The sequence below is a fragment of the Shimia sp. NS0008-38b genome, assembly GCF_040370365.1.
Classification (GTDB): Bacteria; Pseudomonadota; Alphaproteobacteria; order Rhodobacterales; family Rhodobacteraceae; genus Shimia.
The window spans coordinates 858,524-882,338 of the sequence record NZ_BAABWQ010000001.1 but is presented as its reverse complement, the minus strand read 5'-3'; the positions used below and the strand labels follow the sequence as shown (position 1 = coordinate 882,338).

Annotated in this window: 25 protein-coding genes; 17 read left to right on the top strand and 8 right to left on the bottom strand. The window is 57.2% G+C overall.

Going from position 1 to position 23,815, the window contains the following annotated elements:
• Positions 1–65 precede the first annotated feature (65 nt).
• A complete protein-coding gene (locus tag ABWV47_RS04335; protein WP_353308682.1) occupies positions 66–398 on the top strand; it encodes a winged helix-turn-helix transcriptional regulator in 333 nt (110 codons plus the stop codon).
• A gap of 79 nt (positions 399–477) precedes the next feature.
• Here ABWV47_RS04335 and carB read toward each other — a convergent pair whose 3' ends face one another.
• Positions 478–3,807 (bottom strand): carbamoyl-phosphate synthase large subunit, encoded by a 3,330-nt coding sequence (gene carB / locus ABWV47_RS04330; RefSeq protein ID WP_353308681.1) that lies wholly within the window; start codon positions 3,805–3,807, stop codon positions 478–480.
• Between the two features lie 215 nt (positions 3,808–4,022).
• Here carB and ABWV47_RS04325 point away from each other — a divergent pair, with 215 nt between their 5' ends.
• The 6 genes from ABWV47_RS04325 to ABWV47_RS04300 all read left to right on the top strand — a co-directional run bounded on the left by ABWV47_RS04325 (position 4,023) and on the right by ABWV47_RS04300 (position 11,574).
• Complete coding sequence (locus ABWV47_RS04325; RefSeq protein WP_353308680.1) at positions 4,023–5,150, top strand: aminodeoxychorismate synthase component I; 1,128 nt, start codon at positions 4,023–4,025, stop codon at positions 5,148–5,150.
• Positions 5,105–5,767 carry an aminotransferase class IV family protein gene (locus tag ABWV47_RS04320; RefSeq protein ID WP_353308678.1) on the top strand — a complete coding sequence of 221 codons (663 nt, stop codon included), beginning with the start codon at positions 5,105–5,107 and terminating at the stop codon, positions 5,765–5,767. The genes ABWV47_RS04325 and ABWV47_RS04320 overlap by 46 nt, the downstream gene beginning before the upstream one ends.
• A gap of 257 nt (positions 5,768–6,024) precedes the next feature.
• Complete coding sequence (gene aspS / locus ABWV47_RS04315) at positions 6,025–7,881, top strand: aspartate--tRNA ligase (protein WP_353308677.1); 1,857 nt, start codon at positions 6,025–6,027, stop codon at positions 7,879–7,881.
• A 232-nt stretch (positions 7,882–8,113) separates the two neighbouring features.
• Positions 8,114–9,514: a DUF1800 domain-containing protein gene (locus ABWV47_RS04310; protein WP_353308676.1), complete on the top strand. Its 1,401-nt coding sequence runs from the start codon at positions 8,114–8,116 to the stop codon at positions 9,512–9,514.
• Positions 9,515–9,525: 11 nt separating this feature from the next.
• Positions 9,526–10,773 carry a DUF1501 domain-containing protein gene (locus ABWV47_RS04305; RefSeq protein ID WP_353308675.1) on the top strand — a complete coding sequence of 416 codons (1,248 nt, stop codon included), beginning with the start codon at positions 9,526–9,528 and terminating at the stop codon, positions 10,771–10,773.
• Positions 10,774–10,857: 84 nt separating this feature from the next.
• Positions 10,858–11,574: a GNAT family N-acetyltransferase gene (locus ABWV47_RS04300; RefSeq protein ID WP_353308674.1), complete on the top strand. Its 717-nt coding sequence runs from the start codon at positions 10,858–10,860 to the stop codon at positions 11,572–11,574.
• A gap of 74 nt (positions 11,575–11,648) precedes the next feature.
• Here the strand turns inward: ABWV47_RS04300 and ABWV47_RS04295 are convergent, their stop codons facing one another.
• Entirely contained in the window at positions 11,649–12,365 is a 717-nt protein-coding gene (locus ABWV47_RS04295; protein WP_353308672.1) for a response regulator, read from the bottom strand.
• Positions 12,366–12,543: 178 nt separating this feature from the next.
• Between ABWV47_RS04295 and mce the strand changes: the two genes are divergently transcribed.
• Both mce and ABWV47_RS04285 read left to right on the top strand, forming a co-directional pair.
• Positions 12,544–12,948: a methylmalonyl-CoA epimerase gene (gene mce / locus ABWV47_RS04290; protein WP_353308670.1), complete on the top strand. Its 405-nt coding sequence runs from the start codon at positions 12,544–12,546 to the stop codon at positions 12,946–12,948.
• Positions 12,949–13,016: 68 nt separating this feature from the next.
• Positions 13,017–13,322, top strand: coding sequence for a DUF1467 family protein (locus ABWV47_RS04285; RefSeq protein WP_353308668.1), 306 nt, complete (start codon positions 13,017–13,019; stop codon positions 13,320–13,322).
• Here the strand turns inward: ABWV47_RS04285 and ABWV47_RS04280 are convergent.
• From ABWV47_RS04280 to ABWV47_RS04270, 3 genes are read right to left on the bottom strand one after another with little or no spacing between them, the layout of a single operon-like run.
• A complete protein-coding gene (locus ABWV47_RS04280; protein ID WP_353308666.1) occupies positions 13,267–13,989 on the bottom strand; it encodes an EI24 domain-containing protein in 723 nt (240 codons plus the stop codon). The two genes, ABWV47_RS04285 and ABWV47_RS04280, sit on opposite strands and share 56 nt — an antisense overlap.
• Complete coding sequence (locus tag ABWV47_RS04275) at positions 13,974–14,552, bottom strand: nitroreductase family protein (RefSeq protein ID WP_353308665.1); 579 nt, start codon at positions 14,550–14,552, stop codon at positions 13,974–13,976. The genes ABWV47_RS04280 and ABWV47_RS04275 overlap by 16 nt, the downstream gene beginning before the upstream one ends.
• A gap of 50 nt (positions 14,553–14,602) precedes the next feature.
• Complete coding sequence (locus ABWV47_RS04270; protein ID WP_353308664.1) at positions 14,603–15,730, bottom strand: histone deacetylase-like amidohydrolase; 1,128 nt, start codon at positions 15,728–15,730, stop codon at positions 14,603–14,605.
• Between the two features lie 56 nt (positions 15,731–15,786).
• Here ABWV47_RS04270 and ABWV47_RS04265 point away from each other — a divergent pair, with 56 nt between their 5' ends.
• The gene (locus tag ABWV47_RS04265; protein ID WP_353308662.1) at positions 15,787–16,080 is read left to right on the top strand and encodes a DUF167 domain-containing protein; all 294 of its coding nucleotides are present in this window, start codon (positions 15,787–15,789) and stop codon (positions 16,078–16,080) included.
• Between the two features lie 22 nt (positions 16,081–16,102).
• Here the strand turns inward: ABWV47_RS04265 and ABWV47_RS04260 are convergent, their stop codons facing one another.
• Positions 16,103–16,342 (bottom strand): DUF8831 family protein, encoded by a 240-nt coding sequence (locus ABWV47_RS04260; RefSeq protein ID WP_353308660.1) that lies wholly within the window; start codon positions 16,340–16,342, stop codon positions 16,103–16,105.
• Between the two features lie 123 nt (positions 16,343–16,465).
• Between ABWV47_RS04260 and ABWV47_RS04255 the strand changes: the two genes are divergently transcribed.
• From ABWV47_RS04255 to ABWV47_RS04235, 5 genes are all read left to right on the top strand, one after another.
• Positions 16,466–17,191: a M48 family metallopeptidase gene (locus ABWV47_RS04255; protein ID WP_353308659.1), complete on the top strand. Its 726-nt coding sequence runs from the start codon at positions 16,466–16,468 to the stop codon at positions 17,189–17,191.
• A 4-nt stretch (positions 17,192–17,195) separates the two neighbouring features.
• A complete protein-coding gene (locus ABWV47_RS04250) occupies positions 17,196–17,549 on the top strand; it encodes a YigZ family protein (protein ID WP_353308657.1) in 354 nt (117 codons plus the stop codon).
• A gap of 76 nt (positions 17,550–17,625) precedes the next feature.
• Complete coding sequence (locus ABWV47_RS04245) at positions 17,626–17,883, top strand: DUF6455 family protein (RefSeq protein WP_353308655.1); 258 nt, start codon at positions 17,626–17,628, stop codon at positions 17,881–17,883.
• Positions 17,884–17,897: 14 nt separating this feature from the next.
• Positions 17,898–18,179, top strand: a complete 282-nt coding sequence (locus ABWV47_RS04240; protein ID WP_353308653.1) for a DUF6455 family protein — start codon at positions 17,898–17,900, stop codon at positions 18,177–18,179.
• Complete coding sequence (locus ABWV47_RS04235) at positions 18,179–18,448, top strand: DUF6455 family protein (RefSeq protein WP_353308651.1); 270 nt, start codon at positions 18,179–18,181, stop codon at positions 18,446–18,448. The genes ABWV47_RS04240 and ABWV47_RS04235 overlap by 1 nt, the downstream gene beginning before the upstream one ends.
• Here the strand turns inward: ABWV47_RS04235 and ABWV47_RS04230 are convergent.
• Complete coding sequence (locus ABWV47_RS04230) at positions 18,436–18,825, bottom strand: thiol-disulfide oxidoreductase DCC family protein (protein WP_353308649.1); 390 nt, start codon at positions 18,823–18,825, stop codon at positions 18,436–18,438. The genes ABWV47_RS04235 and ABWV47_RS04230 overlap by 13 nt on opposite strands.
• A 205-nt stretch (positions 18,826–19,030) precedes the next feature.
• Positions 19,031–20,413 (bottom strand): 30S ribosomal protein S12 methylthiotransferase RimO, encoded by a 1,383-nt coding sequence (gene rimO, locus ABWV47_RS04225; protein ID WP_353308647.1) that lies wholly within the window; start codon positions 20,411–20,413, stop codon positions 19,031–19,033.
• Between the two features lie 227 nt (positions 20,414–20,640).
• Between rimO and ABWV47_RS04220 the strand changes: the two genes are divergently transcribed.
• Together ABWV47_RS04220 and ABWV47_RS04215 are read left to right on the top strand one after the other, a co-directional pair.
• Positions 20,641–22,548 (top strand): AsmA family protein, encoded by a 1,908-nt coding sequence (locus ABWV47_RS04220; protein WP_353308645.1) that lies wholly within the window; start codon positions 20,641–20,643, stop codon positions 22,546–22,548.
• Positions 22,549–22,550: 2 nt separating this feature from the next.
• A complete protein-coding gene (locus ABWV47_RS04215; protein ID WP_353309585.1) occupies positions 22,551–23,768 on the top strand; it encodes a multidrug effflux MFS transporter in 1,218 nt (405 codons plus the stop codon).
• Positions 23,769–23,815: the final 47 nt, after the last annotated feature.

Below are 23,815 nucleotides of genomic sequence, written 5' to 3'. Positions count from 1 at the left end.
CTTGGTTACATAAGATGGCACTTAAACAACGTAAAAACAGAAGCCCAAAACCGCCGGAGCGGTGCATGCTCACAGAGTGTATGGCGGTGATTTCGGGCGCGTGGGCGCCAAATGTTATCTGGAGCCTGAGGGCTGGGCCGCGGCGGTTCAACGAGTTGCGCGTCGATATTCCACCGGTTTCGGCAAAGGTTCTTTCAGCACGGTTGAGAGAGTTGGAGGGCAAAGGCGTTTTGGTGCGCCATGTGCGCCGTACATCACCGCCATCAACCGAATATGAACTGACCCGGCTTGGGGCGGAGTTGTTGCCCGCGTTGGACGCTATTATTCAGGTTGGGCACCGATTGAAAACGGCCGAGGCGGATCGTGACGCGCTACCTGAGGACGTTTCTTCCGCTTAGGTAGACAGCCGCTCCTACCAATGCACAGACGAAAAAGGCCGCCCAAAAGGACGGCCTCTTTTGTTGAAATATGAACCCATTAGCCTTGTAGGCTGCGCACTTCCAGGTCGCCTTCTTCGCGTGCCTTCATGGCACGGGCTGCCGCGTGGGACGCAGCCGCCGTTGTGAAGTAGGGAATGCGGTCATAGAGCGCAACAGAGCGGATTTCGCGGCTGTCGTTGACGGCTTGGGCGCCTTCGGTGGTGTTCATCACCAAAGAGATGCCGCCGTCTTTCAGCATGTCGACCACGTTGGGGCGGCCTTCATAGACTTTGTTGACCTTTTCACAGGTCACGCCGTTTTCGGACAGCCACGCGGCCGTGCCAGAGGTTGCGACCACGGAGAACCCTTGCTCGACAAGAATTTTCGCAGCGTCCGCCATATTGGTTGTTTTATCTGCGTCTTTGACTGAGATGAATGCACGGCCTTCGGTTGGCAGCACCATCCCTGCGCCCATTTGGGCTTTCAAGAACGCGCGGGCAAAGGAGCGGTCCCATCCCATGACCTCACCGGTGGAGCGCATTTCTGGGCCCAGGATGGTGTCCACACCAGGGAAGCGTGCGAAAGGCAGAACAGCTTCTTTGACGGAAAACCATGGCATGTTGGGATCCGCCAGCGTCATCTGATCAGCGATGGGCTGATCTTTGGTGCTGTCCAGTTCGACGTACGGTGCCCGCTTGGGGAAATCTGCGAGTTTTTCGCCCGCCATGATGCGTGCCGCGATGGAGGCAATGGCGCTGTCGGTGGACTTGGCGACAAATGGCACGGTGCGCGAGGCACGCGGGTTGACCTCGATGAGGTAGATTTCACCGTCTTTCACCGCAAACTGCACGTTCATCAAGCCGACCACGTTTAGCGCAATGGCCAGTGCGTGGGTTTGGCGTTTGATTTCCTCGATCGTGGTGTCGTCCAGCGAGTAGGGTGGCAGAGAACAGGCGCTGTCACCTGAGTGCACGCCAGCTTCCTCGATGTGTTGCATGATGCCGGAGATGTGCACGTCGGTGCCATCACAGAGGGCATCCACGTCAAGCTCCACTGCGCCGGACAGGTAACTGTCGAGCAGAACCGGGCTGTCACCGGACACAACCACGGCCTCAGCGATGTAGCGTTCAAGCTGGCCCATGTCGCGCACGATTTCCATGGCGCGGCCGCCCAGCACATAGGATGGGCGGATCACCAGCGGGAAGCCGATGTCTTTGGCAATCTCGAGCGCTTCGGCGTCGGTAGAGGCGATGCCGTTGTTGGGCTGCTTGAGTTTCAGATCATTCACCAGCGCTTGGAACCGCTCGCGGTCTTCGGCGAGATCGATGGCGTCCGGTGTGGTGCCCAGGATTGGGATGCCTTCTGCTTCCAGAGAATTCGCCAGTTTCAGCGGGGTTTGGCCGCCAAATTGAACGATAACGCCGTGCAGTGTGCCGTTCTCCTGCTCTACCCGCAGGATTTCCATCACGTGCTCAAAGGTGAGAGGCTCAAAATACAAACGGTCAGAGGTGTCATAGTCTGTCGACACGGTCTCTGGGTTGCAGTTGATCATGATGGTTTCATACCCCTGCTCGGTCAGCGCGTAGCAGGCGTGACAGCAGCAGTAGTCAAATTCGATCCCTTGGCCGATGCGGTTCGGGCCACCGCCAAGGATCACAACTTTTTTGCGATCCGACGGACGCGCCTCACATTCCACTTCACCCATCATTGGGGTTTCATAGGTGGAATACATATAGGGCGTTTGCGCTTCAAACTCAGCGGCGCAGGTGTCGATGCGTTTGAAAACGGCGGTGACGCCCAAATTCTGACGAGCGCGGCGCACGTTGTCCTCGTCTCGGCCCGTCAGGGTTGCCAGACGGGCGTCAGTGAAGCCAAGCATTTTGAGCTGGCGCAGTTCTTTTTCAGTCACAGGCAGGCCGTTGGCACGCACGTCTTCTTCGGCGTCGATGATTTCGCGGATGCGATCCAAAAACCATGGGTCAAACATTGTGACGTTGTGGATTTCATCGTTGGTCAGCCCGTGACGCATGGCCTGAGCAATGGTGCGCAGACGATCCGGGGTTTGCAGGCTGATGGCTTTGATGACCGCGGCTTTGTCTGGTGCGCCTTCGATTTCGATCTCATCAAATCCGGTCAAACCGCTTTCCATAGAGGCCAGCGCTTTTTGCATGGACTCATGGATCGTGCGACCAATCGACATAGCTTCGCCCACGGATTTCATCGCGGTGGTCAGGTTGGGTTCAGAGCCGGGAAATTTTTCGAAGGCAAATTTTGGGATCTTGGTGACAACATAGTCGATGGTCGGCTCAAATGACGCAGGCGTTACCTTGGTGATGTCGTTGTCCAGCTCATCCAATGTGAAGCCCACTGCCAGTTTCGCAGCAATCTTAGCAATCGGGAAGCCGGTGGCTTTGGAGGCCAGCGCAGAGGAGCGTGACACGCGCGGGTTCATCTCGATGACCACCATACGGCCGTCCGCTGGGTTCACTGCCCATTGCACGTTGGAGCCGCCGGTTTCCACACCGATTTCGCGTAGGACGGCGATCGAGTGGTTGCGCATGACCTGATATTCTTTGTCGGTCAGCGTAAGCGCTGGGGCCACGGTGATGGAGTCCCCGGTGTGCACGCCCATCGGGTCGACGTTCTCGATGGCGCAGACGATGATGGCGTTGTCCGCTTTGTCGCGCACCACTTCCATCTCAAATTCTTTCCAGCCCAGCAGGCTTTCATCCACAAGGATCTGGTTCACCGGAGACGCGTCCATGCCAGTGCGGCAGTAGTGGATGTAGTCTTCGCGGTTGTAAGCCACGCCGCCGCCGGTGCCACCCATGGTAAAGGCCGGGCGGATGATGGCAGGCAAGCCGATGTCATCGAGTTCCTCCAGCGCAAGCCGAATGCCTTCGTCCAGATCCGCGGAGCCGTCTTCGCGCTTGGGTGCGGTCACGATGGAGGCGCGGGGATTTTCAATGCCAAGCCGGTCCATGGCTTCGCGGAACAGTTTGCGATCCTCGGCCATTTCAATGGCGTCACGATCCGCGCCAATCATCTCAACACCGAATTTCTCGAGCACACCCATTTCCTCAACCGCAAGGGCGGTGTTCAGGCCGGTTTGGCCGCCCATGGTGGGCAGCAGCGCGTCTGGGCGTTCTTTCTCGATGATTTTGGCAACGATCTCTGGCGTGATAGGCTCGATATAAGTCGCGTCGGCCATGTTTGGATCGGTCATGATTGTCGCTGGATTGGAGTTTACCAGAATGACTCGATATCCCTCTTCTCGCAGTGCCTTGCAGGCTTGGGCGCCGGAATAGTCAAATTCACAGGCTTGACCAATCACAATGGGGCCGGCCCCGATGATCATGATCGAGGAGATATCAGTTCTTTTGGGCATGGTGGACCTCGGGCTGGTGGGCGACAGCAGACTGTTGGGCAGCAATCGCCGAATGCGCAAATTGTCGTGGGTTATACGCATCGCAAAGAAAGGCGCAAGGGGGATCGGAGAGGGATCGGGAAAATGTCATGATATGCCGCTTTTGCCCGATGTATTTCGACAAAATGCCCCGTATATGACGGGGACTCACAAGTTACGCTGACTAGGGGGCGCGCGTGCAGATTCGGTTTGATCATGGGCCTGACGGCAGCGCGACGCTGTTTTCAGACCCAGAGCATGTGATTTCAATCGCTGAGCCACAGGATGTGGCGCAGGGGTTTGAAGTGCTGCGTCAAGTGCAGGAAGCGGGGTTTTGGCTGGCAGGGTATGCAAGCTATGAGCTTGGCTATGTGCTGGAGCCACGTCTGCAACGAATGCTGCCCAAAACGCGCCGATTGCCTTTGCTGAATTTTGGCGTGTTTCGAGCCCCCGAAGTGGCGCCACATTTTCCGGTGGCAGGCAGCTATGATCTGGGTGCCTTTGCGCCGCGCTGGAGTGCTGCAACTTACCGAAGCGCATTTGATCGGGTGCATGATTACATTGGCGCTGGTGATATCTATCAAGCCAACCTGACGTTTCCGATGGATGCCAAGATGTCAGGTGATGCGGAAGCGCTTTACGCTGCATTGGTAGGGCGTCAACCTGTGGGTCACGGAGCTTTTGTGCGCCAAGATGGGCTGCCAGATATCCTATCGCGTTCGCCGGAGTTGTTTTTTCGGACAGATGCGGCAGGGCGGATTGAAACGCGCCCTATGAAAGGTACACAACCGCGCAGCAGCGATGTCCAAGAAGATTTGCGGCGGCGGGCGTGGTTGGCAGCGGATGAGAAAAACCGCGCTGAGAACCTGATGATCGTCGATCTCTTGCGCAACGACATCAGCCGTGTGTCCAAGCCAGGCAGTGTACATGTGCCGAAACTTTTTGAGATTGAGACTTATACCACCGTACATCAGATGACGTCTACTGTCGCAGCGGAGCTGCAGGACGATGTGCAGTTGGCAGATGTTTTGAAAGCGCTGTTTCCATGTGGGTCTATCACCGGGGCGCCAAAGCTGCGGGCCATGCAGATCCTGCGAGATCTGGAGCCGTGGCCGCGCGAGTTGTATTGTGGCGCGATTGGCTGGGCTGCGCCGGACGGGCGCTCTGAGTTCAGCGTGGCGATCCGAACGTTGATTGCGGAATCAGGGCAGGCGACATTGAACGTCGGCGGTGGGGTCGTTTGGGACAGCACCGCACCCAGCGAATATGAGGAAGCTCTATGGAAAGCGCGGTTTGCGACGCAGTTCCAGCCGGAACCCGTCTGATAGAAACGTTTCGGTACGACCCTGAGAGTGGTTTTCGCGATTTGAATCGGCATTTGAGCCGGCTTGAGAGATCGGCAAGCGCTTTGGATTTTGTCTTGGATCGCAGAGGACTTGAGCGGCGGCTTGAACGTTTTAGCGCGCCTAACGCTCAACGGTGCCGCGTGACGGTGGGCGCCGTTGGAGATGTCGATTTTGCCGCCGTACCGCTTGGCCTTATCACGGGGCCTTGGAGGCTGGCCATTGCGCAAGAGCGGTTGCGGTCTGATGATTGGCGTCTGCAACACAAGACCACACAGAGAGAGATTTATGACCGGGCGCGCGCTTGCCTGCCGGAAGATGTGGATGAGCTGTTGTTCTTGAACGAACGTGATGAGGTCTGCGAGGGCACCATCACAAGTGTTTTTGTGACCTTGCACCGTGGCGGGCGTGTGACACCGCCGCTGAGTTCTGGGTGTTTGCCAGGTGTTCTACGTCAGCGTTTGTTGGAGCAGGGGCTGGTGCGAGAACAGGTTGTGACCTTACAAGATTTACGCGATGCGCAGCATATCGCGGTGGGCAATTCGCTGCGGGGCGAGATTGCTGCGGAATATCTAGGGGCGGGAAGGTCTTTGATTTGAAGGGTGTGACTTGCGTGGTCACGGAAGGGCTGCGCCTGTTTGGAGGGGCGTTTTGATTGCAGGCTTTCCGCTGCGCAGTTCGTGGGGAAACCTTGCAAATGCATCTGTGGCGGGGGCGGGCAGGCGCAACCCGCCTTGTGGTCAGGCGAGAGGGGGCTGCTTTTTGCGTGCAAACCGGTGCTGTTCCCTTGACTTTATCCCCTCAAAAAGGTGTATCGGCGCGACTGTAGTTATTCACCCTGAAAGAAGGCCCGCACATGCACGCCTATCGCAGCCACACTTGCGCCGATCTGAACAAATCAAACGTGGGCGATACTGTTCGCCTGTCTGGTTGGGTGCATCGCATCCGTGATCATGGCGGCATTCTGTTTGTTGACTTGCGCGACCACTATGGCATCACGCAGGTGTTGTGCGATCCCGATAGCCCGGTGTTTGCCGATATGGAGAAGGTGCGCAGCGAGTGGTGTATCCGCATTGATGGCAACGTCAAAGCGCGTGATGCCGATCTGGTGAACGACAAAATCCCAACCGGCGAAGTTGAAGTGTTTGTGCGTGACCTTGAGGTGCTGGGCGCTGCGGACGAGTTGCCGTTGTTGGTGTTTGGCGATCAGGAATACCCTGAAGAAACCCGGCTGAAGTACCGCTTTCTTGATCTGCGTCGTGAGCAGATGCAGAAAAACATGACGATGCGCAGCGATGTTGTTACCTCGATGCGCAAACGCATGTGGGACAAAGGTTTCCGCGAGTATCAGACGCCGATCATCACGGCGTCCTCGCCTGAAGGCGCGCGTGACTTCCTTGTGCCGTCGCGCATTCACCCCGGTAAGTTTTATGCGCTGCCACAGGCACCACAGCAGTTCAAACAGCTGATGATGGTGGCAGGCTTTGATAAATATTTCCAGATCGCACCATGTTTCCGAGATGAAGATCCACGTGCGGATCGCAGCCCAACCGACTTCTACCAGCTTGATTTGGAGATGTCGTTTGTGGAGCAGCAGGACGTTTTTGACACCATTGCGCCTGTTCTGGCCGGTGTGTTTGAAGAGTTCGGTGGTGGCCGTAAAGTGGACGCACCAAATGAGTGGCCGCAGATTTCCTATCGCGATGCTGCCCTGAAATACGGCTCTGACAAGCCGGATCTGCGCAACCCGATTGAGATGCAGATTGTCAGCGAGCACTTCAAAGGCTCTGGCTTTGCGATCTTTGCCAGCCTGCTTGAAAACGAAGGCACAGAAGTGCGTGCCATTCCTGCGCCAACAGGTGGCGGACGTAAGTTCTGTGACCGGATGAACAAATTTGCTCAAGGTGAAGGCCTGCCGGGCATGGGATACATCTTCTGGCGCGACAAAACCGCCGACAGCGTGGCTCAAGAGCTGGGTATTCCGGTGAAAGAGGCGCAAGCCAAGCTGAAATCCGGCGAAGTGGAAGGTGGCATGGAAGCCGCAGGTCCGCTGGCCAAGAACATCGGCCCAGAGCGCACGGAAGCCATCCGTCAGCAGTTGGGTCTGGGCGTTGGTGATGCGGCGTTCTTCTTGGGCGGTAAGCCCAAGGCGTTTGAAAAGATTGCGGGCCGCGCGCGTGACGTGATCGGCGAAGAGTTGGGTTTGATCGATAAGGATCGGTTTGCCTTCGCGTGGATCGTGGACTTCCCGATCTATGAGGCAGATGAGGAAAGCGGCAAGATCGACTTTGAACACAACCCGTTCTCCATGCCACAGGGCGGTTTGGAGGCGCTGAACGGCAACCCGCTTGATGTGCTGGGTTACCAGTACGATCTTGCGTGTAACGGCTATGAGCTGGTGTCTGGCGCGATCCGGAACCACCAGCCAGAGATCATGCTCAAGGCTTTTGACATCGCGGGGTATGGCGAAGACGAAGTGAAGGAGCGCTTTGGTGCGCTTTACAAAGCGTTCTCTTACGGGGCCCCGCCACACGGTGGCTGTGCTGCCGGTGTGGATCGCATTGTGATGCTGTTGGCAGATCAACAGAACATCCGCGAAGTGATGATGTTCCCAATGAACCAACGCGCCGAAGATCTGATGATGAACGCACCAAACGATCCGTCCAGCGACCAGCTGATGGAACTCGGCTTGCGGGTGATCCCCCAAGACTGAGTATGAGCGAATACTCTGTGCACGTGTGATATGAACGGGCCGCTTCTGGGAGGGAGTGGCCCGTTTTCTATGCGGGCTGTGCATCGGCAGCTCAGATGTGAGCAAAAAGGTGCTTGCCGCCTGAGTTTCATCGAAATGTGATAGGAGGCGGGCAAGAACATCGATAAAATCGTGCAAAGACAGGTCAGCAGTCGCTGTTCTGGGAATTGACAAAACATCGGGGATCATCCGAATGACGTTCGATCCGGGGTTAGCGCAGACACGATTTGGGTACGGGCGGTCACCGGAGGTGGCGGGGCCACAAAGTGTGGATCAGATGATGGCGTTGCTACGAGGGCCGGACTTGGCCGCGGAACGTTTTCCTGTGCTGAGTGCTGAGCTTGTCAGCCTCAAAGCGAAAGACCTGGCGCAGAAAAGGAAGGTCTTTGCCAAAGCCAAAGGTGGCACCGATGCAAAAGACACCGCGAAAGAACACTACATGCAGGGCCGACAACAGGCGCGTTTGGACGCGGTGGCTTGGACTGGTGCGGAGCTGGCACGTCGCGTTTGGACCAAAGATGCGTTCCGTGAACGGTTGACCGCGTTTTGGGCGGACCATTTCCCGGCGCCAGGCAAAACGCTATTCTACCGATTTACAGCGCCCGCCTATGTAAATTCTGCAATCCGTCCGCATGTGATGGGTAAATTTGAAGACATGCTGATTTCGGCCGTTCTGTCACCGCAAATGCTGCATTATCTGGATCAAGTGTACTCAGTCGGGCCCAACAGTACATTTGCAAAGCAGCGCGGCAAGGGCGTGCGCGGGTTGAATGAAAATTTGGCGCGCGAGGTCTTAGAGCTACATACGTTGGGGGTTGATGGCGCCTACACGCAACAAGACGTGCGGCAGTTGGCGGAGTTGTTGACCGGGTTGACCGCAGGGATCGGAATCGAGACGCGGTATCGCACCAAACGTTCAGAGCCCGGCTCTGAAACCATTCTTGGGAAAGAGTATCAGACGCGCCGGTCGCAAATGTCAGATATTCACGAGGTCTTGCGTGACTTGGCGCGTCATCCCGACACAGCCCGGCACATTGCCCGTAAAATCGCTGTTCACTTTGTGTCTGACACACCAGACATCGCATTGGTTGATGTATTGGAAAGACGGTTTCTGGAGACAGAAGGTGATCTTGGCGCTGTGACTGAGGCGTTGTTGCGCCACCCAGCGGCTTGGCACACCCACGGAGACGGCGTTGGGAATTTTAAACAGCCGGAAATGTTTGTCAGTTCAGCGTTGCGCGCGCTGACGGTGCCGCCAGACCGACTGATGCAGGTCACAGAGAAGCAGTTGCACCGCTACTTCACGGCGCCTTTGAGAAAAATGGGGCAGCCATGGCGCGCGCCGCTTGGGCCGGATGGCTTTGAAGAGGCGGATACACATTGGCTCTCGCCGCAAGGGTTGGGCGCGCGATTGCAGTGGGCGCTGGGCGCACCTGCCGCCGTTGTCCCGGATTTGCCCGACCCAAGAGACTTTGTGATAACGACGTTGGGTGAGGAGGCGCCAGCATCCGTGCGGTTTGCCGCCAAAGCCGCTGAAAACAGACGTGAAGGCATTGCACTTGTGTTGATGTCACCTGCGTTTCAGCGTGTGTGAAGGGGAGCGACATGGCGAAGCGTAGAATGGATCGACGCAGCTTTCTTGGCCAAAGCCTTGCGATGGGGTGTTCACTGGCCGCGAGCCCGGTTCTGACGCCGGTGAGTTTTGCGGCCACAGGTGGCGACAACCGTTTGGTCGTGATTATTTTGCGGGGTGGGCTTGATGGGTTGGACTTGTTGCGCCCCGTTGGCGCGGAACTGTTGCGCTTGCGTCCGACGCTTGCGGCTTCTCAACCCTCTGGAATGGAGACGGCAGGTGGGGCGATGCTGAATCCCGCCTGTGCGCCACTGTGGCCTTTGTGGCAGGCTGGAGAACTGGAGTTTGTGCAGGCTGTCTCCACGCCTTATCGCAGAAAGCGCAGTCATTTCGACGGGCAGGATTTGCTGGAGGCAGGTACGTCGGATTTGGAAAGTGGCGGGGTGCGGGACGGTTGGTTGAACCGGATGCTGCGACATATGCCTAACACTGAAATGCAGACGGCCTATGCCATCGGTGCGGATCCAATGTTGTTGAGTCGGGGGGAAATGCCGGTCCAGACTTGGTCACCCGATGTGAATTTTGTGTTGTCCAGTCAAGGCGCGCGCCTGATGCAACTGACGATGGAGCGCGATCCGGAAATGAGCCATGCGATGATGCGCGCCATGTCGATGGTGGACGGGTCAGAGGCGGGCGGCATTGTTGAGACAGACAATCAAAACATGATGTCTGAACTAAATGACATGATGGACGCTCAGATGAGACCAAAGGGCGCTGGGGCGGCAAAGGCCCATGTGCGGGTGGCTGAGTTTGCGGCGGATCAGCTGCGCGATGATGCGCGGGTTGCGTGTTTCTCGCTTGGCGGCTGGGACACGCATGCACAGCAAGCCAAAAAGCTTAGAAAGCCGCTTGAGCATCTGAGCGACAGTTTGTTGACCCTCAAGGCGCGGCTTGGACCTGCTTGGGGCACGACAACAGTGGTCGCCATGACGGAGTTTGGCCGCACTGTGGCTGAAAATGGCACGCGCGGCACGGATCATGGGACGGGTGGTGCGATGATTTTGGCTGGTGGTGCATTGAAAGGTGGCCGCGTTTTAGGGCGGTGGCCCGGGCTTGCGGAGGCCGATCTGTATGAACGGCGCGATCTGATGCCAACTGATGATGTGCGCCGCTACGCAGCTTGGGCGATCCGGGAGAGCTTTGGTCTGAGCCGAGCTGCCTTGGAGCAAGATGTGTTTCCTGGGGTCACCTTGGGCGACAATCCAAGCTTGTTGGCGTGAAGGCGGCGGCAGGTCAGTACACACAATCGCCTTGGCGTGGATCATTGGCTGTGTCAGAACTTCGGGAAACGAAGGAACTGCCAGATGACAGAACAAAGGCCGGTGGGATTTGCTGTCCCCAATTGGAGTGCGCCGCCACGACCCGAAGGTGATGTTTTGGATGGCCGCTACGTGCGCCTTGAGCCTTTGAATGCGGAAGCACATGCAGCCCTTTTATACCGCGCCTATCAGGCAGATGACTGGGTCTGGGACTACATGTCGTACGGCCCGTTTCACTCAGCCGCGCAGTACCACCGTTGGGTGCGTGAGACCGTGTCAAATCCCGACCACTTGTTTTATGCAATCTATTGCAAGAAAGAGCGCACGTTTACCGGGGTGGCATCTTACCTGCGGATTGCTCCCGGCGCTGGTTCCCTTGAAGTCGGCAACATAAACTTCGCACCTGTGATGCAGGGCACGCCTGCCGCAACCGAAACCATGTTTCTCATGATGCAGTGGGCGTTTGAGGCGGGCTACAGGCGCTATGAGTGGAAATGTGATGCCTTGAACGCTCCGTCGCGTCGGGCGGCACAGCGGTTGGGGTTCAGCTTTGAAGGGGTGTTCCGTCAGGCGCTTGTTTATAAGGGGCGCAATAGGGATACGGCTTGGTTTGCGGTGATCGACAAAGACTGGCCCGCGTTGAAATCCACCTTTGATGTCTGGCTGTCGCCGGGCAATTTTGACGCAAATGGGCAGCAGCGGGAACGGTTGAGCGATTTGACGCAGTTGGTGCGTGTGTCAAATGATCCAACTCAGCATTGACCTCACGCACAAAGATTTCGCGTGGACCTGTGTGTGCAGGCCCACGTGAGAAATGGTGTTTCCGTGATGTCGTTTTAGACGGCGGCTGTTTGCGCAAGACGTTCCTGTACTAAGCCGGTCAAGTGAGCGACATCAGCCTTGGGTGTCTCACCTGCTTTGCGCGCCCGTTCGACGGCCTGTGCCGCATGCAGCAGGCCTTTGTCTTCGGCGCTGCGTGCCAAACCACCGAGAAACTGAGCGACATAATCAATCAGTTCGTTGTCTTTGTCGTCTTGCAGTGCATCAGCGGCGTGCAACAAATCATCGCGCAGGGCGACCGGATCTGGTTTGATGGCTTCGTTATCCGCGATGCGGGCCACGGTTGGCCGGTAGGCATCAGACAAGCGTGACAGGATGGCCTGCTGGAAAGATGCGAGGCTTCCGTAAGGTTTGGCGATAAACCCGTCTGCTCCGGCCGCAAATGCAGTTTCTTCTGCAAAATCGTCACCGGATGTGGCTAGGATCAGTTCGACCCGTGGCGCGGCGTTGCTGAGTTCGGCAATGAGCTCTGCGCCGGAGCCGTCTGGCAGCCCCATATCCACAATTGCCACAGTCGGTAGGTAAACCTGTAAGTGGCGTCGTGCGGACATCAAGCAATCGGCGCGTCGAATGCGTGCACCTGACCGCACGCACATCAAGCGCAGCGCGTCAGAAGAGAAGCGGCTGTCTTCGACCACAAGAACCGTCATCCCCAAAAGTGGGCGAGCTGCGGAGGGTGTGGACAGCGGAGAGAAAGGCATATGGTCGTTCATGATTAAGATCCTCGGCGAAGCAAAAAATACTCGGTACCTAAAACGTGCCTATAGGCTAGGCGGTACATGCCTAACGAAAGGTTAAGCGTTGCCGCGACGCCCTGTCTCTTGCGCCAATGTGGCCGAGCTCTCATAAGGGCAGGCGAGCGGGATCCTATGGACCTTGGAGGAACGAGATATGATTGGACGACTAAACCACGTGGCGATTGCCGTGCCTGACTTGGAGGCTGCGACTGCGCAGTACCGCGATGCCTTGGGCGCCGAGGTTGGAGCGCCACAGGACGAGCCGGACCACGGTGTGACGGTGGTGTTTATTGAGTTGCCGAACACCAAAATCGAATTGTTGTATCCGCTGGGAGAAGACAGCCCGATCAATGGCTTCCTTGAAAAGAATCCATCCGGTGGCATCCATCACGTTTGTTACGAGGTGGACGATATTCTTGCGGCACGTGACCACCTAAAGGCAACGGGCGCGCGCGTTCTGGGCAGCGGTGAGCCCAAGATTGGCGCACACGGAAAGCCTGTTCTGTTCCTGCATCCCAAAGACTTCAATGGGTGTCTCGTGGAGCTGGAGCAGGTCTAAAAAAAACGACTCAAGACAGACAAGATCAGCGGGTGATTTCGCCCGCGCGAATTTTTCAGGAGCGCGCTATGACAATCACTTCTGCCCTCGTTTTATACGCCGTCATTTGGTTCATGACGTTTTTGATCGTGATTCCGATTCGGCTTCAGACGCAAGGCGACGTGGGCGAAGTGGTGCCCGGTACGCATGCAGGGGCGCCTGAGCACCATTATCTTAAAACCAAAGCCAAGATCACCTCTGCTGTGGCAGCGGTGATTTGGATTCTGGTGTCTTTGATCATCTGGTCCGGTGTTATCTCTGTGCGCGATCTTGATTGGTTCAATCGGATGACGCCGCTTGAGGAGACGGTTCCAGTTGATGGTACAGATGGGTAAAGGTCGCCGCGCCTAAGATCGGGATCACTAGGTTTATCAGCGGAATGGACAGGGGCACCGCCATCAAGATACCTGCCAGCCATATTGTGCCCATATGTTTTTTACGCAGTTTTTTCGCCTCAGCTCTACCAACGCGCCGCATCGCGACCAGTTGAAAATACTCACGACCCAGCAAAAAGCCGTTCAGGCCCCAGAAGATGAACAGCGCAAAGGGCGTGAAGATCGCGTAGACGATCAGTGCAAGCAAGTTTGCGGCGATCAAGACACCAAGGAAATTCACGGAATCCTTGACGCCTTCGCCAAAGCTCACGCTGGGCACATCGGGCAGATGTGGATAGTGGCGATCTTCTACTGCGTCGGCGACCTCATCCAAAAACAGCGATGTGATGGCTGAAGCCACAGGCACCATCAGAAAAATCGACAAGAAGATCATGAGCAGCATGGACGCGAAGGTAAACACATCCCCAACCCATGAGATATTGCCCACAAGTTCTTGCACCGTTTGCCCGGCACCAATCCAGTTTAGGAACATCAAGAATACGGTGTAGGTTGCGATCAACAACACAAAGGTCAGACCGACACCCTTAAAAAGGACCCGACGAAAACGCGGGTCACCGATTTGCGACAAAGTCTTTCCAAACGACGAAATTGCTAGGCCGACTGCCATGTGATTTTGGTCTCCATATTGGGGCGAGGGCGCTCAGGAGGCGCGGTTTTTTCGGTGCCGATGTGGATAAAGCCTGCAACCCTTTCGTGGGGGGCTAGATCCAGACCGTTTTCTACGAAGCTGCGATCGTGGCTGGCCCAGCCAGACAGCCAATTGGCGCCCCAGCCTGTGGCCAAAGCGGCGTTAACCAGTTGCAAACAAACACATCCCGCCGAGTAGGACTGCTCAATGTCAGGGACCTTTTCGCTGATCACCGGGGTTTCAATCACCGCCACTGCCAGTTCCGCATTGGCAAATTGGTTGTGGCCTTTGGTGATCTTTTCGGGATCAAGGCCCATGGCTGTGCCACGTTCTTGGGCCAGTTTTCCAAGGCGGGTGAGGGCGGCGCTTTCAAGTACGATCAGCCGCCAAGGTTCCAATTTGCCATGATCCGGCACGCGCAATGCCGCCTCAAGCAAGGGCTCAAGCTCTGCGCGGGTTGGCACCGGGCTGATCAAGGTTTTGGCCGGGCGGGAGCGGCGAGTTCGCAGGAAATCCAGCGCGGCTTTGTTGGGTTGAGGCATTGTTATTCCCTCGAAGGTTGTTTGCTATGTTGGCGTGGCGCGGGTGGGTTTCAACCGGGCGGGCTGGCGAAAGTTTCGGCCATCTCGTCGATAAGCGTGGCAAAAAATGCTTCGACGCGGGCGTTGGGCTGGCGCGCCGTAAGCGCGGCAGCCATCGGGTCTGGAGCGACGATGTCAGAGCCTGAAAGCTCCTCGATCACAGCGTGACCACAAAATGGAACATAAGCTTCGGAATAGCCGCCCTCGTGCACCAGTACCAGCTTGCTGTCGCAAAGCACGTCGGCGGCTGTCATGACCTGTTTGGTCATTTGACGGAAGGTATCTGCGGTCGCAAGCATGCGTGAAAGCGGGTCAAAAGCGGCGGCGTCAAAACCGCAGGCCACGATGATGATGTCGGGTTGAAAACTGTGAAGCGCCGGCAGCACAATACGCTCCATCGCACGCAGATAGGTGTTGTGGCCCGCACCCGGGGGCAAAGGGATGTTGATGTTGTGTCCGAGGCCATCGCCAGTGCCGCGATCGGCAACTTCTCCGGTGTCCAGCGGGTAGTTGTGCTCTTGGTGCAGAGAAATTGTCAGAACGTCGTCATGGTCATAGTAAATCGCTTCGGTGCCATTGCCATGATGCACATCCCAATCCAGAACCGCGACCTTTTTGGCCAGCCCTTGTGCCTGCGCCTCCTCAATGGCGATGGCGATATTGGCCAGCAGGCAAAAGCCGTTGGGCCAATCCGGCAAACAGTGATGACCTGGCGGGCGCGATAGCGCATATGCATTTTGTAGATCACCTGACGCGACTGCGCACACAGCGTTGGCGGCAAGGCCGGCTGACAGAGCCGCGATTTCATAACCACCTTTGCCGAAAGGGGTGCGCAGGCCAATTTCGCCGCCACCTGCATCAGAAACCGCCTTGAATTTGGCTAGGAAGTCAGTCGGATGCACGCGGTTGAGCATCACATCGGTTGCCGCAGGTGCGCTGCGCAGATCCAACTCGGACGTCAGTCCGGTGACATCCATCAGGTTTTTGAGACGTCGTTTGGTTTCAGGGCTCTCGGGTAATCCGCCAGCCGCCAAAGGTTGGACCAAATCCCCAACGGGCAAGGTCAGCGCATAGTTGCCACCTGAGTGCCAGAAGCATTTTTCATCGAAAAAAAAGCCTGTTTTCGGTGTGTTGGCCATGATCTGTCGTCCCTTGCAACGCGCATCCTTTTGCGGGGCTACCCTAAGCGGCGCAAATGTGGAATGTAAATCGCAGTCTGATCATAGGGAGTGGGTGGGTGCCAAATGCGCTGAACATAGAGGTTCTCACGGGCGCGGAGATTTCTGTGCGGGTGACTCCCAAGGCGTCGCGCAACAAGGTCGTGCAGGACGGTGATGTCCTGCGGGTGTATGTGACCGTTGTGCCGGAAAACGGCAAAGCCAACGCCGCTGTGCAAAAGCTCTTGGCCCAAAGCCTCGGACTAGCAAAATCGCGCCTGTCCCTCGTCCGGGGGGCAACCGCGCGGGACAAGGTGTTTCGGGTTGACTGATCCGGCCGTGTCGCGTGTCGCGCTAGGTTGGCTCGCGCTTTAGCATGTAGACCCCTTCCGGCAAATCCAACGCAGCGGTCAGATCCTGTACCTGTGTGTTGGAAAGGGTGATTTTTTGCATGCTGTCGGTGCGTGGGTCATATTGTTCGATGGTGACGCAGTCTTCAAACATGTTGATAACCACATCTTCGCCCAAAGGGGCGGTGCCTTCATCGACCAGCGTGACAACGGTGGCGTCAAATTCGTGCTCTATGCTGAACATGATCTCAGCCTAACGAATGTGAAACCATGCGCAAGCTTTTCCCACTGGAGTCTTTGGCATGTCGGTCATAAATTCATATAGGCGTCGTAAATTGGATGCGGCGTGGACTTCTGGGAGGCCAAAATGATCAGCATGAACCGAGGCAAGGCGACAGGGATGTGTCTCATCGCGGGACTTGTGCTGCAGGGATGTGTGTCAACAACCACTGCGCCAGCGCCTCAGGCCGCTCCACAGCCCGCAGCCAAGAGCATTACGTACAACCAGGCCAATGCGCGGCTTGCTCCAATCAGAGCGCGGATGGAGCCGGTGGTGGAGCGCGAATGCAAGGCGCGCACCTCCAGTGGGACCAATTGTGATTACCTGATCTCGGTAGATGAAAAAGAGACCAAGGTCGCAAACGCCTATCAGACGTTGGACAAAAGCGGGCGCCCTTTGATCATCTTCACAGCCCCTTTGATTGCGGAGACGCGCAACGCACATGAGTTGGCCTTTGTGATGGGACATGAGGCGGCGCATCACATTGGTGGACATATTGCACGCCAACAGGCCAACGCCGGATTTGGGGCGCTGGCCGGCGCGTTGTTGGTGGCTGCGGCTGGCGGCGATCCCAATTCGGTTCAGGCGGCAATGGATCTGGGCGCCACTGTAGGGGCACGGTCGTACTCCAAGCAGCATGAGCTTGAGGCGGACAGCCTTGGCACAGTTTTGACGCATCTTTCAGGCTATGACCCGCTGGTTGGGGTGAATTTCTTTGAACGGACCCCCGATCCGGGCAACCAGTTTTTGGGCACCCACCCGCCCAACACCGCCCGCATCAATGTTGTGAGACAAACGGCGGCAGGGCTCTGATTTCATGCTGCAATTGACCAATGTGGTCACCGATCGGGGCAGCAAATACGCGGTTTCCGGCGCACCGGTGGCGGACCGCAAAGCGGCGGATATGTTCCTCAAGGAGTTAAAGCGCAACAAGAAGTTTGCCAAGGCGACGCACAACACGTGGGCTGTGTTGCTCAGCGATGGCACGCCGCTCAAAAGCGATGATGGCGAAAGCGGCGCAGGGTTGGTGATCTTGCGGATGTTGGAACGTGAAGCGTTGAGCGATCACATCGTGGTGGTGACGCGTTGGTATGGCGGTGTGAAGCTTGGTGGAGATCGGTTCCGGCGGGTGCAGGACTGCGTGCGGGCCTATCTGGAGGCTTTGGGCTAGACAACTTTGATGCATATCAAGGGGCGCTTGGACGGGCGCTGCTACACTTGGGACATGCGACACAGGAGATATGTGCATGGACCGGAGCATCACCATCAAACGCCACGCAGCATTGTTTGACGACATGGCAACGCAATTGGGCATGGATTTGCAGGAGGCTGCAATTCGTGGCGCGCTGAGCTTTGATGAGATTTCAGAGGCGGTGACGCGCTGTACCGGATGTAGCAATCCAACAGATTGCGCAGCGCGGTTGCAGGTCACTCAGGTTGCCAAAGACGCCCCCACATATTGCCGAAACGTGCCTTTGCTACATCGGCTGAAGGCGGGAATGTGATTGGGGGCCAGCGGATGAAACCTCTTGGAGATCGCAGGCATCATTACTGGTTGGCGCAGCGCATGGCGCAGCTGACGCAGACCGACCTGGTGGCGGCGAGGGAGGCCGCTGCGTTGTCACAGAAAGACTGGGCCGAAATGGTGGAGCACTGTCGCGGCTGCGATTGGGAGGCAGGTTGTGGCCGGTGGCAGGCGCAGCAGGCGCTGGCTGACAGCCCCGCTGAAAACGCGCCGGAGGGCTGCGCCAACCAAGCACGGTTTGCCCAACTCAAGACCGCATTGGAGGTACAGGAGTGATGGGCAGGGTGTCGATGCTGGGCGATCCCCAAACACATTTCTGGCTGACCCGCAGCGTGGCGCGCAGTTTGGGTGTTTCGCTGAGTGAGGCGTTGGCCGGAGGACAGTTAACCGCCAAAGAGTATGCCACGATGGTCACTCAGTGTCGGCGATGTTGTGCGAGCGCGGCGTGTAAAGATTGGCTGGCCTGTCAGGCGCAACAGGCCTCTCAAGCGCCTGAATTCTGCAAACATGCAGAGGTGTTTGACAGGTTGCTTCAGCAGAGGTGATCAGATGCCGCCGCGCGCTGTCTCATACGACGCAGATGATTGCGATAAATCAGGGGAGCCAAAGCCCAATCGTACAGCAGGCAAGCGAGGTGTCGGATGCCGGGCAAGCCAACAAGGCGGGCAAGCCATCGATAGCGGGGCATTTCCTGCCAGAGAACTAGGAACGCCGGGATTCCATCGTAGAGCCTTCCGTTGTGGATCACATGCAATCTTCGTGCTGCGGTGTCCGCATCGATATCCCAATCTTTCAAGGCATCGGTGTTGAGATCATCAAAGCCAAGCGTGAGTCCTTGGGCCTTACTGTAATCGCGGTAGTGGCAGATTTCTGCGTTGCAGACCGGGCAATCTGCGTTGTAGAGCACGCGGGTTTTGGGCATGGCATGTCCTATTCTCGTGTTTGAATAGGATACGCTTGAACTGAACTTTTGGTTCAGCCAGCGCGCCCCGAAGGGCAGGCGCCGGGGTGCTACTTCTTTCGGTTCACGTTGTCTGATTTGGAGCGATCAGGATTGTCGTGGTCGTTTTCGACACCTTTGACTTTAACTACCTGTGCGCCGGGAAGCTCGCCACGGGAGAGTTTCGTTATCCGAGTTTACCCCACAAATCATACTCGCCAGCCTCATCAACTTCAACGCTGACGATATCGCCAACTTTCAGCCCGTCTGTGCCTTCGTCAATGAACAGGTTGCCGTCGATCTCTGGTGCGTCGGCTTTGGTGCGGCAGGTGGCGATGCCGTCCTCATCAATGTCGTCCACAATCACATCCATGGTTTTGCCAACTTTGGCGGCCAGTTTGGCCTCTGAAATCGCTTGGGCTTTCTCCATAAACCGGTCCCAGCGCTCTTGTTTGACCTCCGCTGGCACATGATCGGGCAGATCGTTGGAGCGCGCGCCATCGACGTTTTCGTACTGAAAACAGCCCACGCGATCCAGTTGCGCCTCGTCCATCCAATCCAGCAGGTGTTGGAATTCGGCCTCGGTTTCGCCGGGATAGCCGACGATGAAGGTGGAACGCAGGGTAATGTCTGGACAGATGTCGCGCCATGCAGCGATCTCGGTCAGGGTTTTGGAGGTGTGTGCCGGGCGCGCCATGCGTTTGAGCGTGTCTGGGTGGCTGTGTTGGAAGGGGATGTCCAAGTAGGGCAGGATCAGGCCGTCTGCCATCAGCGGGATCAGCTCGCGCACATGGGGGTAGGGGTAGACGTAGTGCAGGCGCACCCAAGCGTCAAATTGGCCGAGTTCGCGCGACAGATCGGTGATGTGGCTGCGCACCTCCCGGTCTTTCCACGGGTGGGTGGAGTATTTGCGGTCGAGCCCGTAAGCGGAGGTGTCTTGTGAGATCACCAGCAGTTCGCGCACACCGTTGTCGACCAGCTTTTCAGCTTCGCGCAGGATCGCATGCACCGGACGGGACGCCAGTTTGCCGCGCATATCCGGGATGATGCAGAACTTGCACTTGTGGTTACACCCCTCTGAAATCTTTAGATAGCTGTAGTGGCGCGGTGTGAGCGACACGTTGTTGGCTGGCAAAAGATCGATAAAGGGATCGGGGCTGGGCGGGACCGCACCGTGCACCGCATCTAGCACTTGTTCATATTGGTGTGGGCCGGTCACGGCGAGCACCTTTGGATGAGCGCCGGTGATATACTCGGGCTCAGCACCAAGACAGCCGGTCACGATGACTTTGCCGTTTTCTTGGATGGCTTCGCCGATGGCCTCAAGGCTTTCGGCCTTGGCGGAATCCAGAAAGCCACAGGTGTTCACAATCACCGCATCAGCGCCAGAATACTCCGGCGAGATACCATAGCCCTCGGCGCGCAGGCGCGTGAGGATGCGTTCGCTGTCGACCAAGGCTTTGGGACAGCCAAGGGAGACCATGCCGATGGTGGGCTGGCCGGGGCGCGCATCACCGGTGAGCGTGGTGCGGGCGAGATCGGGGCGGAGTTCTGGCGGGTTGCTGGACATGGGGGCCATATATGGGAGCGCGGTTGATTTGGCAAAGGGAATGGTGGTGGCGTGGAGCTCCGTCTCACGCGGCTTTGCGGCCAAGTGACCCCGAGACAATTGAGAGTGGTCAGGAGTGTTGGTCGGGACCTGTATGCAGCCCGATGACGCATTTTCCCCGGTCTGTGTGATTGCTTGCGTCGCTGCGCGCGCATAGGCTGAAAGCAGAGCAAGTGAAGGAGGTCCCTATGAAGGTGATCCGAACGATTGTGGCAGCGGCAGTGATTTTGGTGATCGGCGCGGTGGTTTTGATTGTCGCCCTGCCGGGTGAGAAGATTGCAAAACTGGCGGCAGATCAGGTCAAATCGCAGACCGGGCGGGATTTGACCTTTGGCGGTGCCGTTGGGATCAGCTGGTATCCAGTGCTGGGTGTCAGTGCGGAAGATGTCAGTTTTGGCAACGCAGCTTGGTCGGACCTAGGGCCGATGTTCTCCGCCCAGAAAGCGGTGATTGGCGTGGATGTTATGGCGGCGCTTGGTGGCAACATCCGGATCAAAAACATCGAGTTGGTGGCGCCAGATGTGCTGCTTGAGCGTGGGAAAAACGGACAAGCAAATTGGGACTTAAGCGAGGCAACGACGGCGACGCAGGCCCCGGAAAGTGGTGCCGCGCCTGAGGCGACATCTTATGAAGATTTTGCGTTGGACCGTCTGGTTCTGAGCGATGCGCGCGTGCGGTATATTGAGCATGGTGGTGCACGACAGGAAATTTCAGGTCTGTCGCTGCAAATGCGTTGGCCAGGGCGCGGGCAGGCGGCGGATATCTCGTTGCAAGCCGCCCCGTTTGGCACTGACATGGATGTTGCGGCATCTGTTGTGGCACCTTTGGTGTTATTGCAGGGAGGCGTGTCAGATGTCTCTGCAACCTTGTCTGCAGCCGGCGGTCAGGCGTCGTTTGACGGGCGTGTCGGTATCGCCCCAGAAGCAAGTGGACGGGTGCACTTGGATGCGCCCGATGGGGCGGCGTTTTTGGCGGCGCTGGGCGCTGGTGGCGTGGAGGGGCCGTTGAAAGTAGGCGGTGAGGTAACCTTGACGCGTGACGCCCAGTTGACGTTGCGTGGCGGCGAAGTGGAAGCATTGGGCAATGTCTTGGCCGTTCAGGCGGATGTAGAGTTGTCTGGTGTGCGCCCGAGGGTGACCGCCCAGATTGCCACCGATGCGTTGATGCTGGGAACAACGGACGGCGCTCAAGCTTCCGAGACGGAGGGCGTGTCTGTCGGATGGTCTGAAGATCCCATTGATGCCAGCGCATTGGGATTGGTGGATGGCACAATCACTTTTGCCGCAGAAACGATGCAATTGGGCGGCTTGGAGATTGGCCGAACGCGTGCGACGGTTGAGATTGATCGGGCCCGAGCCGTTGCGACGCTTTCGGAGATGGCAGCCTATGAGGGCACGGTTGCGGGAACGTTTGTTGCCAACAACCGGAATGGGCTTTCGGTGCGTGGCGATCTTTCGGTGACGCAGGTTGCGTTGCAGCCGTTGTTGCAAGCGACGGCGGGGCTGGGCCGGTTCACAGGTAAAGCAGACTTTGAAAGCCGGTTTCTGAGCTCCGGACAGAGCCTTGATGCCTTGATGAAACAGCTGAGTGGCGACGGGGCCATGCAGGTTGGCCGGGGCACCATTGCCGGGATAGACTTGGACCGGCTGTTGCGTGGGGATGTGACCGGAGGCACCACGGTGTTTGACAACATGTCTGCCAGCTGGACCATCACCGATGGCGTGCTTCGCAACGACGACTTGGCGATGGGTTTGCCACGTATGGCAGCAACTGGCAAAGGCACCGTCGGAATTGGTCAGCAGACCATCGACTACCTGTTCACACCTCAGTTGCGTGGCGCGGATGGTGCAAGCCTGATTGTGCCGGTCAAAGTGCGGGGCAGCTGGAGCAACCCAAGCATTGTGCCTGACTTGGATGCCGCGATCAAAGGAAGCTTTGATAAAGAAATCAAGGCTGTGGAAGATGAAGCTGTGAAGGCATTGGAAAAGGAACTGGGGCTGCAGAAAGAGGAAGGACAATCCTCCGAAGACGCCCTAAAAAAGAAGCTCGAAGAAGAAGCGACCAAGGGCCTTCTCAAATTGCTTGGCGGTAATTGAGCGTGTTGTCTGGCGCACCTTCCGCGCGAAGTGCGCCGCATCTGAACACGTTGGTATTGCTGACAGCGATGTCAGTTTTGTCTCTGAATATGTTTCTGCCGTCGCTTGCTGCGATCGCCGAAGAATATGGCGTCAACTACGCGGTTGCCAACTTGTCCATGGGCGGATTCCTAGCGGTTACCGTGGTGTTGCAGATCATCATTGGGCCCTTGTCAGATCGCTTTGGTCGGCGGCCGGTCATGCTGTTGGGATTGGCGGTGTTTGCACTTGGTTCGTTTGGATGCCTTCTGGCCTTAAGCATCGAGGGATTTCTGTTCTGGCGCATGCTACAGGCCGCAGGCGTGGTGGGGATTGCGCTAAGCCGTGCCGTGGTGCGGGATATGCATGGGCCACAAGAAGCGGCCAGCAAGTTGGGTTACATCTCCATGGTGATGGCCATTGCACCGATGACAGGACCGACACTTGGAGGGTTTTTGCATGAGAGCTTTGGCTGGCGCTCTAACTTTCTAGTCTATGCTGTTGTTGGTGTTGGGCTTTTTGTTTGGTGTTGGCGTGACTTAGGCGAGACCAACTTAAACCGAGCCGCCACGATGAAGGAACAGTTTGCCTCCTATCCTGAGTTGCTAAAGTCGCGCCGCTTTTGGGGATATGCATTATGCAGCAGTTTCTCTGTGGGGGCGTTCTACATTTACATCACGGCAGCGGTTTTGATTGGGGCGGAAGTCTTTGATCTGCAACCCACCACGGTTGGGGTAACGGTTGGCGCGATCGCGCTTGGCTTCTCGTTTGGGTCGTTTTTATCAGGAAGGCTTGCAACACGTGTTCCGCTTTGGAAACTGATCATTGGCGGGCGAGTTGTGGCACTTTTCGGGCTCAGTGTGGGGCTGCTGGTTGCGCTGGCAGGTGTTGTGCATCCGTTTGCCTATGTTGCTAGCGTCATTTTTGTTGGTCTTGGCAATGGGATCACATTGCCCTCCACCAACAGTGGTGCCATGTCGGTGCGACCCAAGCTGGCGGGCAGCGCCTCGGGCTTGTCAGGGGCGATGAGCGTCGCGGTGGGGGCGGTTATGACAAGTGTCACCGGCGCTGTTTTGGTTGCGGAGACCGGGGTTGTCGTGAGTTTGCTGATGATGTTGGGGATTGTTGTGTTGTCATTGGCCTGTGCGCTTTATGTACGTTGGCTGGATCTGACCGAGCCGCTTCCGCATCAGATTTCGTGAGGGGCTTGTCTGCGGGTTGACAGCGGACCGTTGGTCATGCGACCAAA

What these genes read in the sequence shown, in the direction of transcription:
- ABWV47_RS04275 (WP_353308665.1), bottom strand. Translation starts at nt 14,552, where the DNA reads ATGCCTCAACCCAACAAAGCCGCGCTGGATTTCCTGCGAACTCGCCGC.
- ABWV47_RS04305 (WP_353308675.1), top strand. Translation starts at nt 9,526, where the DNA reads ATGGCGAAGCGTAGAATGGATCGACGCAGCTTTCTTGGCCAAAGCCTT.
- ABWV47_RS04300 (WP_353308674.1), top strand. Translation starts at nt 10,858, where the DNA reads ATGACAGAACAAAGGCCGGTGGGATTTGCTGTCCCCAATTGGAGTGCG.
- carB (WP_353308681.1), bottom strand. Translation starts at nt 3,807, where the DNA reads ATGCCCAAAAGAACTGATATCTCCTCGATCATGATCATCGGGGCCGGC.
- mce (WP_353308670.1), top strand. Translation starts at nt 12,544, where the DNA reads ATGATTGGACGACTAAACCACGTGGCGATTGCCGTGCCTGACTTGGAG.
- ABWV47_RS04265 (WP_353308662.1), top strand. Translation starts at nt 15,787, where the DNA reads ATGTGGAATGTAAATCGCAGTCTGATCATAGGGAGTGGGTGGGTGCCA.
- ABWV47_RS04295 (WP_353308672.1), bottom strand. Translation starts at nt 12,365, where the DNA reads ATGAACGACCATATGCCTTTCTCTCCGCTGTCCACACCCTCCGCAGCT.
- ABWV47_RS04250 (WP_353308657.1), top strand. Translation starts at nt 17,196, where the DNA reads ATGCTGCAATTGACCAATGTGGTCACCGATCGGGGCAGCAAATACGCG.
- ABWV47_RS04280 (WP_353308666.1), bottom strand. Translation starts at nt 13,989, where the DNA reads ATGGCAGTCGGCCTAGCAATTTCGTCGTTTGGAAAGACTTTGTCGCAA.
- ABWV47_RS04260 (WP_353308660.1), bottom strand. Translation starts at nt 16,342, where the DNA reads ATGTTCAGCATAGAGCACGAATTTGACGCCACCGTTGTCACGCTGGTC.
- ABWV47_RS04245 (WP_353308655.1), top strand. Translation starts at nt 17,626, where the DNA reads ATGGACCGGAGCATCACCATCAAACGCCACGCAGCATTGTTTGACGAC.
- ABWV47_RS04270 (WP_353308664.1), bottom strand. Translation starts at nt 15,730, where the DNA reads ATGGCCAACACACCGAAAACAGGCTTTTTTTTCGATGAAAAATGCTTC.
- ABWV47_RS04335 (WP_353308682.1), top strand. Translation starts at nt 66, where the DNA reads ATGCTCACAGAGTGTATGGCGGTGATTTCGGGCGCGTGGGCGCCAAAT.
- ABWV47_RS04235 (WP_353308651.1), top strand. Translation starts at nt 18,179, where the DNA reads ATGGGCAGGGTGTCGATGCTGGGCGATCCCCAAACACATTTCTGGCTG.
- rimO (WP_353308647.1), bottom strand. Translation starts at nt 20,413, where the DNA reads ATGTCCAGCAACCCGCCAGAACTCCGCCCCGATCTCGCCCGCACCACG.
- ABWV47_RS04240 (WP_353308653.1), top strand. Translation starts at nt 17,898, where the DNA reads ATGAAACCTCTTGGAGATCGCAGGCATCATTACTGGTTGGCGCAGCGC.
- ABWV47_RS04320 (WP_353308678.1), top strand. Translation starts at nt 5,105, where the DNA reads ATGGAAAGCGCGGTTTGCGACGCAGTTCCAGCCGGAACCCGTCTGATA.
- aspS (WP_353308677.1), top strand. Translation starts at nt 6,025, where the DNA reads ATGCACGCCTATCGCAGCCACACTTGCGCCGATCTGAACAAATCAAAC.
- ABWV47_RS04255 (WP_353308659.1), top strand. Translation starts at nt 16,466, where the DNA reads ATGATCAGCATGAACCGAGGCAAGGCGACAGGGATGTGTCTCATCGCG.
- ABWV47_RS04230 (WP_353308649.1), bottom strand. Translation starts at nt 18,825, where the DNA reads ATGCCCAAAACCCGCGTGCTCTACAACGCAGATTGCCCGGTCTGCAAC.
- ABWV47_RS04220 (WP_353308645.1), top strand. Translation starts at nt 20,641, where the DNA reads ATGAAGGTGATCCGAACGATTGTGGCAGCGGCAGTGATTTTGGTGATC.
- ABWV47_RS04310 (WP_353308676.1), top strand. Translation starts at nt 8,114, where the DNA reads ATGACGTTCGATCCGGGGTTAGCGCAGACACGATTTGGGTACGGGCGG.
- ABWV47_RS04285 (WP_353308668.1), top strand. Translation starts at nt 13,017, where the DNA reads ATGACAATCACTTCTGCCCTCGTTTTATACGCCGTCATTTGGTTCATG.